The organism is Flavobacterium sp. H122, assembly GCF_004959765.1.
Taxonomy (GTDB): Bacteria; Bacteroidota; Bacteroidia; order Flavobacteriales; family Flavobacteriaceae; genus Flavobacterium.
Genome location: NZ_SJZD01000002.1, coordinates 183,942 through 199,849, shown reverse-complemented (window position 1 = coordinate 199,849; position 15,908 = coordinate 183,942). Strand labels below are relative to the sequence as shown.

General features: G+C 33.6%; 9 protein-coding genes. 5 read left to right on the top strand and 4 right to left on the bottom strand.

Features of this window, described 5'->3' with window-relative positions; genetic code table 11:
* Positions 1-23 precede the first annotated feature (23 nt).
* The 3 genes from EZM65_RS04385 to EZM65_RS04375 form a co-directional block, all read right to left on the bottom strand.
* A complete protein-coding gene (locus tag EZM65_RS04385) occupies positions 24-2,033 on the bottom strand; it encodes a fumarate reductase/succinate dehydrogenase flavoprotein subunit (RefSeq protein ID WP_136667333.1) in 2,010 nt (669 codons plus the stop codon).
* Between the two features lie 18 nt (positions 2,034-2,051).
* The gene (locus tag EZM65_RS04380) at positions 2,052-2,870 is read right to left on the bottom strand and encodes a succinate dehydrogenase cytochrome b subunit (protein WP_136667332.1); all 819 of its coding nucleotides are present in this window, start codon (positions 2,868-2,870) and stop codon (positions 2,052-2,054) included.
* 131 nt (positions 2,871-3,001) lie between these two features.
* Positions 3,002-5,677: an exo-alpha-sialidase gene (locus EZM65_RS04375; protein ID WP_136667331.1), complete on the bottom strand. Its 2,676-nt coding sequence runs from the start codon at positions 5,675-5,677 to the stop codon at positions 3,002-3,004.
* A gap of 106 nt (positions 5,678-5,783) precedes the next feature.
* On the opposite strand from EZM65_RS04375, the gene EZM65_RS04370 reads away from it, so the two are divergent.
* From EZM65_RS04370 to EZM65_RS04350, 5 genes are all read left to right on the top strand, one after another.
* Positions 5,784-6,335: a Crp/Fnr family transcriptional regulator gene (locus tag EZM65_RS04370; protein ID WP_248574822.1), complete on the top strand. Its 552-nt coding sequence runs from the start codon at positions 5,784-5,786 to the stop codon at positions 6,333-6,335.
* A 99-nt stretch (positions 6,336-6,434) separates the two neighbouring features.
* On the top strand, positions 6,435-7,727 hold the full coding sequence (locus EZM65_RS04365) for an aminopeptidase P family protein (RefSeq protein WP_136667329.1): 1,293 nt from the start codon (positions 6,435-6,437) through the stop codon (positions 7,725-7,727).
* Positions 7,728-7,871: 144 nt separating this feature from the next.
* Entirely contained in the window at positions 7,872-11,216 is a 3,345-nt protein-coding gene (locus EZM65_RS04360; RefSeq protein ID WP_136667328.1) for a T9SS type A sorting domain-containing protein, read from the top strand.
* A 76-nt stretch (positions 11,217-11,292) separates the two neighbouring features.
* Positions 11,293-12,354 (top strand): DUF2891 domain-containing protein, encoded by a 1,062-nt coding sequence (locus EZM65_RS04355; protein WP_136667327.1) that lies wholly within the window; start codon positions 11,293-11,295, stop codon positions 12,352-12,354.
* Between the two features lie 3 nt (positions 12,355-12,357).
* Positions 12,358-13,140: an alpha/beta fold hydrolase gene (locus tag EZM65_RS04350; protein WP_136667326.1), complete on the top strand. Its 783-nt coding sequence runs from the start codon at positions 12,358-12,360 to the stop codon at positions 13,138-13,140.
* Here EZM65_RS04350 and EZM65_RS04345 read toward each other — a convergent pair.
* On the bottom strand, positions 13,137-15,896 hold the full coding sequence (locus EZM65_RS04345; protein ID WP_136667325.1) for a PD-(D/E)XK nuclease family protein: 2,760 nt from the start codon (positions 15,894-15,896) through the stop codon (positions 13,137-13,139). The two genes, EZM65_RS04350 and EZM65_RS04345, sit on opposite strands and share 4 nt — an antisense overlap.
* Positions 15,897-15,908: the final 12 nt, after the last annotated feature.

The following is a 15,908-nucleotide window of genomic DNA, read 5'->3' as shown; positions in this document are numbered from 1 at the left end:
TTTACTTTTTAAGCTGTTAACTATTATTTATAGTTACGAGCAGCGATTTTGATAAACTCGTATTTCAACTCTTCTTTGTGCAACACTTCTTTATTAATGTCTTCACCTTGGTATTCCCAAGCTCCAACAAAAGAGAAGTTTTCATCATCACGCAACGTTTCTCCTTCAGCATCCTGATGTTCTTCACGGAAGTGACCTCCACAAGATTCCTCACGCTGTAATGCATCCATAGCCATCAATTGACCTAATTCCATAAAGTCAGCCACACGAATAGCTTTCTCTAATTCTGGATTCATTTCATCTGCAGAACCAGGAACAAAAACATCTTTGTAGAATTCTTTGCGTAAAGCATCAATCTCTGCAATAGCTTCATTTAAACCTTGTGCATTCCTTCCCATACCAACTTTATTCCACATAATGTTTCCTAAAGCTTTGTGGAAATGATCTACTGACTTGTTTCCATTATTATTAAGGAAGAAATTGATTTGGTCTTGTACTCTTTTTTCTGCTTCAGCAAATTCTGCAGAATCAGTAGAGATTTTACCTGTACGGATTTCATCAGCTAAATAATTTGAAACTGTGTAAGGCAATACGAAGTATCCATCAGCTAAACCTTGCATCAAAGCAGATGCTCCTAAACGGTTTGCACCGTGATCAGAGAAGTTAGCTTCACCAGCTACGAAACATCCTGGAATTGAAGACTGTAAATTATAATCAACCCAAACACCACCCATAGTATAGTGAACCGCAGGGTAAATTTTCATTGGTGTTTCGTATGGATTTTCATCCGTAATTTTTTGGTACATGGTAAATAAGTTACCATATTTTTCTTCCAACCATTGTTTTCCTAAAGCAGTAACTTCTGCATCAGAAGGATTATGGTTTCCTTTTGCGTAAGCTGCTTGCTTACCTTTAGCTATAATCTCTGAAGAGAAATCTAAATAAACCCCTTCATTAGTATCATTAGCCTCGATACCGTAACCTGCATCACAACGCTCTTTTGCTGCACGGGACGCTACGTCACGCGGTACTAAGTTACCAAAAGCAGGATATCTTCTTTCTAAATAATAATCTCTATCTTCTTCAGCAATTTGTGTCGGTTTTAATTTACCTGCACGGATTGCTTCTGCATCTTCTTTTTTCTTTGGTACCCAAATACGTCCTGAGTTACGTAACGATTCAGACATCAAAGTTAATTTTGACTGATTTGTTCCGTGTACAGGAATACATGTTGGGTGAATCTGTACATAACAAGGGTTAGCGAATAAAGCTCCCTGCTTGTGAATTTTCCATCCAGCTGTTACGTTAGAACCCATTGCATTTGTTGATAAGAAATAAACATTTCCGTATCCACCTGAAGCAATGATTACCGCATGAGCAGAATGACGTTGAATTTCACCTGTGATTAAATCACGGGCAATAATACCACGGGCTTTACCATCAACTTTAACGATATCCAGCATCTCGTGACGGTTGTACATTTTCACACGTCCTAAACCAATTTGACGGGATAAAGCCGAATAAGCTCCTAACAACAACTGTTGCCCTGTCTGACCAGCAGCATAAAATGTACGTTGTACCTGTGTACCACCAAATGAACGGTTATCCAACATCCCACCATATTCACGTGCAAAAGGGACTCCTTGTGCCACACACTGGTCGATGATGTTTCCTGAAACTTCAGCTAAACGGTGAACGTTTGCCTCACGGGCACGGTAGTCACCACCTTTAATTGTATCGTAAAATAAACGGTAAACTGAGTCACCATCATTTTGGTAATTTTTTGCAGCATTCACACCACCTTGTGCAGCAATTGAGTGCGCACGGCGGGGAGAATCCTGAAAACAGAATGCTTTTACATTATACCCCATTTCACCTAATGAAGCAGCAGCCGAAGCTCCGGCTAATCCGGTACCAACAACGATTACATCAATTTTTGGACGGTTATTAGGCGCAACAAGTTTTAAATGATTTTTATGATTAGTCCATTTCTCTGAAATAGAACCTTCTGGTATTTTAGAATCTAACTTCATAATATATTCTGATGTTGATTATTTTGTAAAGTGAATGAAAAGAGGAATGATTGCAAACAATAAAGGCACAATGATTGCGAATGCTGTTCCGAACAATTTAATTGCCGGTGTGAATTTATTGTTAACTCCTAATGACTGAAATGCACTCTGGAAACCATGCAATAAATGGAAAGCCAGCACAGCCATTGATAATACGTAAAATATTGTGAACGCCAATCCTAATTTTTCATCTTTAAAGAAAGCAAAAGTGATTTTATGTAAATCTTTGTAAGCATCTTTGATCTTTACATTTACATTAGCATCATAGATTTCCGTTTTGTTTTTAATTACGTAAGACGGATCGTTAGCAGGCACATAACCACCGTCAGTAGTAACATAAAAATCATTCTTCATACCCGGCTGCATTTCGATAGTAATTTTTTGCAAAGGCATATTTTTATCGAAGTGCATTTTTGCCCAGAAGTTAGTCATGTGTGTTGCGATGAATATCAAAATCACAGTTCCTAAAACCGCCATATTTCTCGATGCTAAAGAACTGCTGTTTTGCGGACTGTTCATTGCATAACCTATCGGACGTGCTTTTTTGTTCTCGATAGTCAACATAATCCCGTCAACAGCGTGGAAAATAATTGAAATGTACGTTAAGTAAGAAAGTAATTTTACCGCTGGATTGGTAGTCATGAACAATGCATACTTGTTGAACTGTAATGCATCGCCGAAAATTAACTGTAAGTTACCAGCTAAGTGGCCTACCAAAAACAAGCATAAAAATAAACCTGTAAGAGCCATCCAGTATTTTTTTGCAAGCGATGACTTTAGAAGTGCAGATTTTGCCATAGTATTTAGATTGATTGTATAGTTTTAAAAAATCAAGCAAAAATAAATTAAAATAGACGCATATACAACTAAACAATTGTTATTTATAATGAATTTAAAAAGCCTCAATTTTAACAATTTCCCACAGCTGACTAGCGAAGGTCTTCCTTAGTAATCAAAAGATTAGTTTCACATTTATCTCCCAAAGAATTTATTACAATCCTATTTTTTGAAACCGGCAGATAGGTTTTACCGTTTTTTGCTGATTTTAATTCTGCTTTAGAATCCTTCTTTCTCCATTCTTTCGCAGCATCTTCCGTCACAGTTAAATCATATTCAATTTTGTTCAAGCCCTGCACAGCATTCACTTCTTTGGACAAAATCTTTTGATTAAAAGGATTAAAAACTTCTAAAATTATTTTTTTGTTTTCTTTCGAGAAAAAACATATTTCCAATTTAGGCTCAAAAGCTTTTGACCAGACATTATAGGAATTACCCCAATACTTTTGCTTTTGAATGGGAGTAACTGCAAACAAATGGATGTCTTTTTTTACAATATCACTATTCAACAATTGTAGATGTTCAATATTGATTTTATAAATTGACCGTCCGTGTGTTCCTACCACTATATCATTTGCTTTCTTCTGAATTTTTAAATCATGAACAGCCACGTTTGGAATACCTTCCGAAAAATCCTGCCAGCTTAAACCTCTGTCCAAAGTAACATACAAACCATTATCAGTTCCTGCAAACAATAAATTTTCATTTTTAGGATCCTCAACAATAACATTCACAGGGCTGTCAGGCAAATTCGATGCAATTGATTTCCAGTTTTGCCCATAATCATCAGATACATAGATCATTGTTTTAAAATCATCATTCCTATACCCGTTAAGCGTAACATAGACTCTTTCAGCTTTATATACCGAAGCCACTACTCTGGAAATCCAGAAATTTTGTGGCAAATTATCCGAAATCTTAATCCAGTTAGCCCCTCCGTCTCGGGTTACATGAACCAATCCATCATCACTTCCTGCATAGATTAGTCCAAATTTCAATGGACTTTCAGCTATTGTTGTCAATGTCCCATAAGGTACATTTCCTTCTTTTGCACCTTTTGTCAAATCGGGAGATATTATTTCCCAGGAATCTCCTTGATTCATAGAACGGTGTAAAAAATTAGATCCTAAATAAACAATATCCTGATTATGATGCGACAGCAAAACAGGCGTTTGCCAATTAAAGCGAAATGGCTTTTCGTTTTTATCAGCCTTAGGTGTAATTTGAGTCCGCTTATTTTTCAACCGGTCTATTCTGGAATAATAGCCATGCTGGGAACCCGCATACACGATAGCCGGGTTTCTCTTATCTATTTGAATCTGCATACCGTCGCCGCCACCCAATTGCTCATATTGATATTTACCGCTTTGATGCCATTCCAGGCTTGGCTCATAATTTGAAGGCCCTACCCAAATCCCATTATCCTGCAAACCTCCATAAACATTATATGGTTCCTGTTCGTCAACATTTATGGCATAAAACTGCCCTACAACAGAGTTATTGCACTTATTCCAGAATTTGCCTGAGTCAAAAGAAATATTAACACCTCCATCATTCCCGTTTATAATATGGTTGGGATTATTTCGGTTTATCCAAGTTACATGATGATCTGCATGAACATTTTCTTTATCAATATTTATAAATGATTTTCCGCCGTCTTCAGACAACAGCAAAGGCACACCTCCTATTATTAATCTGTCTTTATTTTTAGCATCTACAGAAATATTTCCAAAATAATACCCATAACTGTAATACAAGTCATCCAAAAATTTATCATGTGTCCGTACCCATGAAATTCCGCCATCAATAGATTTATAAACTTCAGCCCCTATAACATCTGTTTCTACCATTGCCTTATCAGCATCTTTTGACGCATTATCTTTAACCGTGCCAGGTCTTTTATTTTGATTATCTAAAACAGCATAAACGGTATGTTCATCATAAGCCGAAATGCCTATCCTTCCAACACCTTCATTATGCGGAAAACCGTTATCCCCATTCGTTACACAAACCCATGTATTCCCGCCGTCAAGACTCTTGTAAATCCCTGAAGATTTTCCGCTTCCTTCAAAATGCCATGCTTTGCGGTTACGCTGCCATACAGAAGCATACTGAATTTTAAAACTATCAGAAACAACAGCAACGTCAATGACACCGGATTCATCATCTACATACAAAGTTTTTTTCCATGTCTTACCACCATCTGTGGTTTTAAAAACTCCCCTTTCTTCATTTTTGGTATACAAGTGACCAATAACACCAACAACAATTTCATTACTGTCATTTGGATTTACCACTATCTTGCTGATATGGTGCGAATCATGCAATCCTATATTCACCCATGTCTTGCCTTTATCGGTAGATTTCAACAATCCAACACCAGCATAAGATGAACGGGAAGAATTTACTTCGCCGGTACCTAACCAAATTGTTCCTGATTTCCAGTCCACAGCTAAAGAACCACAATTTTGTGTTGGTGCTGTATCAGAAACAGAAATAAATGAGTTGCCATTATTATTTGTATACCACAAACCTCCAGATGCATAAGCCACATAAAATTCTGTTGGATTTACAGGATTAACAGCTAAATCAACCACACGCCCACTCATAATTACAGGTCCAATATTTTTAAAATCGTACTGATTAAACCATGATGTCTGCTCAAGTTCCTGTTTTTTATTTAAAGCCCTTTGAACCTCCGAAGATGCTGTCTGAGCCGAAAACTGCATTATAGAAAAGAAAAAAAGAATTGCGTAATAACTTTTCATTAAGTCAAAGTTTTGATTAAGCCATAAAAATAATACAATATTCCTTCATAAATTTACGACATCAGTAAGTTTAACTTTTCTCAGGTTTATGGTTAAAATAAAAAATATGGTTTTAGAAAACAGCATCGATTTTAGTGATGTAATTAAAAATTTCAAAGACCATTTCAGACCTTTGTCTCTAAAGAAAAATGATTTTTTGGTTGTACAAAACGATGTCTGCAATCACTTTTGTTTCGTAGTTTCAGGGATTTTACAGCATGCCATTTCAATTGATGATGAAGAAAAGACCACTTACTTATCTTTAAAAAACACTTTCACTTCATCCTTAAAAAGTTTTTTAACCCAAACACCATCCCGAAAACAAATCAAAGCGTTAGTAAATACCGAATTATTAGTAATTTCATTAGAAGATTTCACAAGCCTTAGAAATCATAATCCGGAATTTCATCAGTTTTATTACGACTTGATCGAAAGCCAGATCTGCCTGATAGATGATTATCGTATTGACTTATTGGCTTTAACACCCGAAGAACGTTATAAAAAGCTTTTAGCCTCTGAACCCAAATTACTGCAAGAAGTACCGCTACATTATTTAGCTTCATTTTTAGGTATTTCAACAAGACATATGAGCAGAATTAGAAAGAATAATACTCTGTAATTTTTTTGCTTAGCTTTTATCTAATCTAAAATTCGCGCCTTTTGGCTACATATAAATAAAAAGGTTTGAGTAATTTTGGTTATCTAAAAAATAATTAAAATGAAATATTTACCAATAAACCGAGAATTATTCATAAAAAACCGCAGGAATTTCATGGCACAAATGAAGCCAAACGGAGTTGCGGTATTTAACAGTAACGATATTTATCCAGTAAGTGCTGATAGTACATTACCTTTTGCCCAACACAGAGATATTTTTTATTTATCAGGAGTTGACCAAGAAGAAAGTATCTTATTATTATTCCCTAACGCACCTTATGAACATTTAAAAGAAATACTTTTCTTAAGAGAAACCAATGAGCATATCGCTGTTTGGGAAGGTGAAAAATTAACTAAAGAAAGAGCTTTTGAAGTTTCTGGGATCAAATCTGTGTATTGGTTACAAGATTTTCACAAAGTATTAAAAGAAGTGATGATGTATGCAGACACTATGTATATCAACACAAACGAACATTACCGTTCTTCTGTAGAAACCGAAACTCGTGAAGATCGTTTTATTAAATGGTGGAAAGAAAACTATCCTGCGCATAAAGTAGAAAAATCAAATCCTATTTTACAACGTTTACGCTCTGTAAAAGACCAAATAGAAATCGATTTAATGCAAACTGCTTGTAACATTACAGAAAAAGGAATTCGCAGAATTCTGAAATTCGTAAAACCAGGAGTGACTGAATATGAAATTGAAGCAGAATTTGCTCACGAATTTTTACGTAACCGTTCGAAAGGATTCGCTTACACACCAATTATTGCTTCTGGAAATAATGCCAATGTTTTGCATTATATTGAAAATAACCAAGTTTGTAATGCCGGAGATCTATTATTATTAGACGTAGGAGCCGAATATGCAAACTATTCAAGTGACTTATCTCGTACTATTCCGGTTTCTGGGCGTTTTACTGACAGACAACGTGCAGTTTACAATGCCGTTTTAAATGTGAAAAATGAAGCTACAAAAATGTTAGTTCCAGGAGCACTTTGGAAACAGTACCATGTAGAAGTAGGAAAAATAATGACATCTGAATTATTAGGTTTAGGTTTAATTGATAAAGCTGATGTACAGAATGAAAACCCTGACTGGCCAGCCTATAAAAAATATTTCATGCATGGTACGTCACACCATTTAGGTTTGGACACACATGATTATGGTTTATTACACGAACCAATGCAAGCCAATATGGTATTCACTGTAGAACCGGGTATTTATATCCCTGCTGAAGGATTTGGAATTCGCTTAGAAGATGATGTTGTAATCCAACCAAACGGTGAACCTTTCAACTTAATGAAAAACATCCCTATTGAAGCTGACGAAATTGAAAGCTTAATGAATAGCTAAAGAGACAGTCAGATAAAAGACTGATAGATGAAAGACGCCTCACAATTGTGGGGCGTTTTTTACAATTATATAATAAAAAGGCAACGTGTCAATTCACAATTAATATATATTTGCATTTTAATTTTTAAAACAAATTTTAACTAAATGATCAAAACTACTTTTACAAAGGCAAATCATAATTTGCTTTTAATTGTGTGTTTTTGGCTTTTCTTTTCAGCTTTAAAAGCACAAACTGCTCCTGAAAACACTAGATTCTTGCAATTAAACACTTCTAAAGGGAGTTCTTTAGACATTACCGAAGCCAGTGAGAATTTCGTATACCATGTAGGTACTGCCAGTAATTCAGAAATAGGATTTGACAACTATAATTCTTATACTAATGTTGGCCTTACAGACATGTATATTTTAAAATCCAATGTCAGTGATGGCAACAATATTTGGATGAAAACTTTTCATGCCGGAAACTCAGGAATAATCAGCCCTAAATATGTTTACATAGACAACAATGAAAACGTTTTTGTTTTTGGCCAATTTACCGGAACTATAACAACTCAAAGTAACAGTATCACTTCATCTGCATCAGTTAACTCATTCCTGCTAAAAATTGATGCCAACGGAAATCCTTTATGGGTATCATCTTTTTCAAACCCTGACACCAATTTTTCATTCAAAACAAAAATTGCTTCTGACAGCAGTGATGTTTTCATCGTTTATGGTAAAAATCAATTGGCTCGATTAAACAATACAGACGGAAGTTTAATTTACAATAATTCATACCCTAATGTTGTTTTAAATTCCATTGCACTCAAAAACACTGACATATATTTAGCAGGCGGAACTTCAGCCGCAAATGTTACTTTAGGAACTGAAACCATGTTATATTATGGATCAGGATTCGTTTTAAAAAGTGATAAAAATGCTAATTTCGATTCCTCTGTAAAAGTTTACCCAAATCAAGTTTATAGCGGATACGGCAACGCTGTTGTAGATTTAGCTTTTACCAATGATGGTAATTTAGTTTTTTCTGGATTTACATTTAGAGACTCTTATTTGATTGCTGAGTCCGGCAGTAATTACAATTACACTTATACCCCCACAGCATTATTCTCTGATGGAACTTATCATTTTGTTTCAAAAATTGACCCCACGTTAAACACTATTTCTTTTCACAGGACTTCTTCAAAAATAACAACTCAAAGAACTTATCTTTCTGACTTAGGTATCAGTTCCGGTTTAAAAATAGTTCCAAATCCAACTGCTAATGATTTTAAAATCTTATTAAAGTGGAATACCACAGCAACTTCGTCTTACACTTTAACCCAAGCGAACGCATCTACTGCTTCTTTAAGTACAACTTTATATGGAGATACTATTAATCTATTGGGAAATTTTGATAATTCAGGAAACATTATCTCTGGCTCCCAGCCAACCAATATAAACACAATACAAACTGCGAACTCAAATTATTTTTATATTTCAAGTAATATAAACAAGAGTCGTTTTACTACCCAAGCTTTTGATTTTTCAGGAACATCCTTATGGATTAAACAAAAAAACAATTCGATAGCTGGTTCTTTATCAAAAAGCTATGTCAAACATTTACATTCTCAAAAAAACGATTTGTTTTTTACCTCTTTGGTTGAAGGAAAAAACAATTTCTTTGGCACGCAGGTAAACAACGATAGTGGTGTTAAATCAAGACATATAACCCGATTGGGTCAAGATGGACTTCCAAAATGGTATGCCCAATTCTATCCGGACCAGGGAGTTAATGAACTCAACATATCTGATGATTTTGCCTGTGTCGATAAAGACGATAATTTTTTATTTTTAAGCAATGTTTCAGGAAGTAATTCAGTGTTTACAGATGCCTCAGGTAATTTAATAAATTTTCCACAAACCACCGGTACAACTAAAGCGCTCATTAAAGTTGATAAAAACGGCAATTATCTTTGGTCAAAAAAAATAATTCCGGCTTCATCCGTTCAATTTGAAGGAGCGATTACAACAGACGGTAATGGAGATGTGTATCTTATTCTTTCATTTCCAGGAGCCTCAGGAACAACACTCACTATAGATAATACAATTATTGGCTCTACTTCTCCAACCTTATCTATTATTAAATTAAACGCAAATGACGGCAGTATTATTTACAGTAAAAACTATAATTACAGATGCTACATGTTTATTCCTGTTTTTGATTCCAATAATAACTTATATGCTTTTACAGAGCCTATGTCAGCAAACAGCTCTTATATTTTTGACTCAATTTCCTTCCCTGGAAGCACACAAGGCTCAAGTCATCTAATGTTAAAATTCAACAATGTAGGAGATGTGGTTTTCGGAAAAGATTTTTATGCGAATTCATCTAATTATTTCTATTCCTGGCCTAATGACGTAGCTTTTGACGGTACCAACTTCATCCTTAATGGAACATTATTAGCCAATAGTACTTCAGACTTCGTAGGTCTGGACTTAGTAACAATACCTAGAAGTTATACTGGAAATTCATACGAAGGATTTTTTGCAAAAATCGATACCTCCGGAAATGTTCTATGGCAAAGATCTTTAGGCACAAACAATACAGCTTTTAGTTCTTATACCAATTTGGATCTTGATGAAAACAATAATTTCTATGTTTATTATTCCGGAATAAAAGATAAATTAAAAATTAACGGTACTGAGTATAATTTTAATACTGTAAAAGGAGAAAAAGCATTAATTAAATTTGACACTAACGGAAATCAATCTTATGTAAAATCGGTTGATTATGGAAATCAACATGCTTCAATTGATGTATTTGGTGAGGATAAAATTAATGTTACAAGCTTTACCACAGAGAACAACATCTTAAATTACCCTGTAAATAATTTATCAAGTTCAAATGCTTATGTTGCTACATTTGGAATTTTAGATATGGCCTATTTAACTCCGGAAAAAAATTATGCTGAATTAAGTGCTATTACAATTTCAAACAATGAAAACAATGCTAATACTTTTTCATTTGATCTTATTAATAATGTAAACTGGACAGCAACCAGCGATCAGTCGTGGTTAAACTTGTCTCATTTAAATTTAACCGGCAGAAATTCGTTAAGCACTTCTATTTCTGGTTCAGGTGATGCTAAAATTACATTGACAGCAGAAACTAACAGCAGTTCAAATGAAAGATCAGCAAATGTCACATTAAGTGGAAACGGAGTAGTCACAAAAACTATTTTAGTAACCCAAAAAGGCACTTTGAGCAATCCGGAAAATGAATTTAATACTGACAACATAGTTTTACACCCTAATCCGGCACTCTCAACAATAAATTTTTCAGAATCTGTAAAAGCAGTTGAAATCTTCGACATCAGTGGTAAAACAGTTAAGGTTTTTAATGGACTTAATTCTTCTTTCGATATCAGTAATCTGGATAAGGGGGTTTATTTCTTAAAAGTAAAAACACAACAGGATATTTTATTCACTAGAAAATTAATTAAAGAATAAATCTATTTTTCATACAATTTAAAAGCCTCACAAATGTGAGGCTTTTTTTATACATTTACTTAGTTAAACTACAATCATGAGAGTCTTTTTTTTATTCTTACTACTAATTTCAACAGGAATCAATGCTCAGGAATTAAATTTAGAAACAGCATTAAAACTAAGTAAAATGCCGTTGCATTGTATTAATACCGAATTTCCAAACAAAACCTCACATTTATCAGATACTGAAAAAGATGCCCGCATGTTACCTAGTGAATTACATCCTGCATTTTACGGCTGTCTGGACTGGCACAGCAGTGTGCATGGTCACTGGATGCTGGTAAAGTTATTAAAGAGTTTTCCGAATATCGAAAACAAAGAAGAGATCATAAAAGTCTTAAACGAATCTTTTCAAAAAGAAAAAATGATCCTGGAAGCCGAATATTTTGGAAAATACACCGCATCAAAAGGATTTGAAAGAACGTATGGATGGGCATGGTTACTAAAACTTGATGAAGAATTATATACCTGGGATTCTGATTTAGGTAAAAAATGGCATCAATCGCTTCAACCTTTAACTCAAAAGATAGTAACCCTATGGAAAGAATTTTTACCTAAGCAAACCTACCCAAACCGAACTGGTGTACACCCAAACACTGCCTTTGGATTATGTTTTGCGTATGATTGGGCAAAAACCAAAAATGAAACTGACTTTTTAAACCTCATTATTCAAAAAAGTAAAACTTTCTATCTGTCAAATAAAGAAATCCCAGCCCATTTGGAACCAGACGGAAGCGACTTTTTCTCTCCTAGTTTACAATCGGCTGATTTAATGACGCGGATTTTACCTCAAAAAGAGTTTGAAAAATGGTTCAAAAACTTTTACACTAAAAAAGGACTTGAAAGAATTTGCCAAACCCCAACTGTCAGCGACAGAAATGACTATCAAATTGTACATTTAGACGGTTTATCATTCAGCAGAGCGTGGAATATGAAAAATATAGCTAGAAATCTTTCTGAAAAAAATCCAATTAAAACAAAATTTGAAACTACAGCTCAGCAATTTATAAGTAAATCGTTAACGGTTTTATTTGATAGTGGCTATGGCGGTGAACATTGGCTCGCATCTTTTGCTATTTTTGCACTCACAACAAAATAAGCATTGAATACCATTAATTATAAAAACATCAAAATAGCTTATTCCACTATTGGAAAAGGAAAAGCCGTCGTATTACTTCATGGTTTTTTAGAAAACTCCACTATGTGGGAGTTCTATATTAACGATTTTACCCAAAATCATCAGGTCATTACTATTGATTTACCAGGTCATGGTCAAACTGAAAACTTGAGCTATATGCACACCATGGAAGATATGGCAGATACTGTTCATGCTGTGCTCCACCATTTGAATATTTCTGAAGCCATATTTATTGGACACTCAATGGGAGGTTATGTTTCTTTAGCCTTTGCCGAATTATACCCTGAAATGGCTAAAGGAATCGTATTACTAAATTCTACCTCAAAAGAAGACAGTCAGGAACGTAAAATAAACAGGATGCGTGCCATTAAAGCTGTTAAACAAAACCCGGATATATTTATAGGCATGTCAATTGCTAATTTATTTAGCGAGAATAACCGCGAAACATTAGTCCATGAAATTGACAAAATAAAACAGGAAGCTGTTACAACAAGTGTTCAAGGCGTAATTTCTGCTTTAGAAGGTATGAAAGTGAGAAAAGACAGGGAATTTATTTTACACCAGGCTACATTCCCTATCCTTTTAATTTTAGGTAAAAAAGACCCTGTATTAAATTATGATGACGCTGTTTCTCAAATTGAAGGTACTTCGGTAGAACTTGTAACTTTACCTGACGGACATATGAGTCATATTGAAAACAGAAATGTTTTAGGTGATATTTTACTTGATTTTTTTGAAAAGTGTTAGACTTTTTCTTCAAAAGGAATTGAAGAATCTAAAATTTCAACTATTAAATTTATTAATTCAGATTTGAAGTTTTCGATAATTTCACTTGATATTATTGAAAACTTTTCTTTTTCAAACTGATACTGAAAAGGCATGAATCCAGCTTTCATATTTTTAAAAGAAATAATTCCAACCTCCATCTCTTTACCACCCAATTCATTTTGATACATTAATGCATAACAAAGCAACTGAATTATTTTTTCGTTTTTTATATCTAACGTTAAACCGTTCCAATCTTTAATTCTCAAAGACGTTTGCTCTACTTTCCCTGTCTTATAATCAATGATTCTTATGAAATTATTTCGAATTTCAATTCGGTCAACATTTCCTGAAATTGTTATAGGAAAAGGCAATCTATCATCATGAATCACTTCTTTTAATGAAGTTTCAACAGCAATAACTTTCACGACATCTCCAGAAACTATATCTCTCTTTTCTTCTTTTAAAAAATTGAAAATGTTACGTTTTGCCACTTCGAAAGCCAAAAGATTTTTACCTTTAGTTACTTCACCTTCTTTATATTCTTCTTTAAATTGCCTTAGAACTTCATTATCAGCCATTGAAATCATAAAATCGATATCTGAAACCGATAGAAATTTGTTCAAATAGGGCTTATACAATTCTTCCAGAGTTTTATGAATAATTGTTCCCAGTGTATTTAATGCGATATTTTCTTCTACTTCTTCAGTTTCACGAATAGATAAAAGTCTTTGGAAATAAAACTGAATAGGGTTTCTGATATAAGCTGTTAAAGCTGAAGGTGAAAAACCTTTATCTGAAGCAATTTCATGCAATCTTTTTAAAACTGCATCTGATTTAGGTATGATTTGCTTTTCATATGCAATGTTGGGAATTTCAGGCTGTAAGATTTTGTGTCTAATAATATGACTTGGCTGTTTTTCAACTTCCAATTGCGTAATAAATCGACTTTTTTCTCCACCATCCAATCCATCATTTTCAGTATTGTATATCAAATAAATATTTTTTGCCCTTAGCAACAAATGATAAAAATGATAGGTATAAATAGCATCCTTTTCCTTAAAAGTAGGTAAACCTATTTCCCTCTTCACATCATAAGGGATAAAAGAATTAGTTGATTTACCAGCAGGAAATTTCCCTTCATTCATGGAAGTTATGATAACAGTTTCAAAATCGAGTACACGGCTTTCTAAAACACCCATGATTTGCAAACCAGAGAGTGGCTCTCCTTCAAAAGAAACCTCGGCCACATCAATAACTTGCTTATAAATTGAAAATAATGTATCTAAATTCTCTACATAATTGTTTTTTGAACAATACGAAATCAACTTGTTTATGACCTTAAAAATTGCGTATAAAAACGTTTTAAGAATTTTATCGTCATTATTTTCATTATCCAAATTTTGCTTGACAACAAGAAGAATCTTACTGATATTCTCTAAAATAAAATCGGGTTTTTCATTCCATTTTTGAAAGATTAAATCGAATAGATTACTTTTCTGTTCTTGCAGACTGAGTAATTTATGATGTGTAATAAAAGTATAATTGTTCTTTTTTATGACATCAACCAAATTGGTTACATTAATATAAGACTCAATGATAGGATTATTTAAAACATCGAGCACATCACGGTAATAAAACACATAGCTATTTTGATTTCTCTTAACAGCATTAACATGCATCTTAAAAAGCTTATTGATAAAAACCTGGATAGGATTATTTTTTGCTGAATAACCCATCGTGATATTCAAACTGCCAACAGTAGAAGGCAATGAATGTAATGTAGGAATTAATAAGTTTTCGTCGCCAAGAACAACAGCAACTTTATCTAAAGATGTACTATTTTCTGTTAGGTCAGAAATTATATTAGAAACTATTTTAGCTTGTCCGATTGATCTTGAAGTACCAATAATTTCTATATTCTTTTGTTGAGAAAACTCATCAATTATCCATTCAAAAGGATTGTTTTTAAAGTAAATCCATTTTTCTTTAAAACGACGTATAAATAAACCAACATCATGATAAAAATCATTTAAAAAAGTCTTGTCGATATCCCACAGAATTTCAGCCTTATCTACAGCTAATAAATGTTGGATGATTCTTTCTTCGGCTTGATTTAAAGCGTTAAAACCAGCAAAGATTATTTTTTCGGATTGTAATTGTGAAGAAAAAAACTCCAAATGATTAACTGCTTCTCGATAAATTAACCCTTGGTAACCTAATCCTTTTGTCAGCAAATGATTATAGAACTCTTGATAATATTCAGGAAGTTTGTCCCAAAAAATTAATTGTTTTTCTATTAATTCTGTTTTTTGCTCTACAGATAAATCCCAGCGTTTTAAAACTTCAATGTCTTTCAAATAGGAAAAAACATAATTTGGTTCGATTAGATAGCGGTCAATTTCATTAAAATCCTGTAGAAGTGTTTTTGCCCAATTAGAAAACTGATCAAAATTTTGAGCAGTTTCTTTACTACTTAATTGTAGATAAACCTGATAAAATTCAAAAAGCAGTTCAATATTATCTATACTACGAACTCCGGATAATTCCTCAACAAATTCTTCAATACTTATTATTTTAGGGGCAAAGAAATAATTTTCAAAATGAGATTTAAGTTTATCCAGCAAGAATACCCTAGCCCTTTTATTAGGAAGTACAATTACAATTTCCGATAAATTTTCAGAATATTTTTGAAATAAATGTCCAACAAGTTTATCAAGAAAAGTAGCGTTCATCATAGGATAAAAATA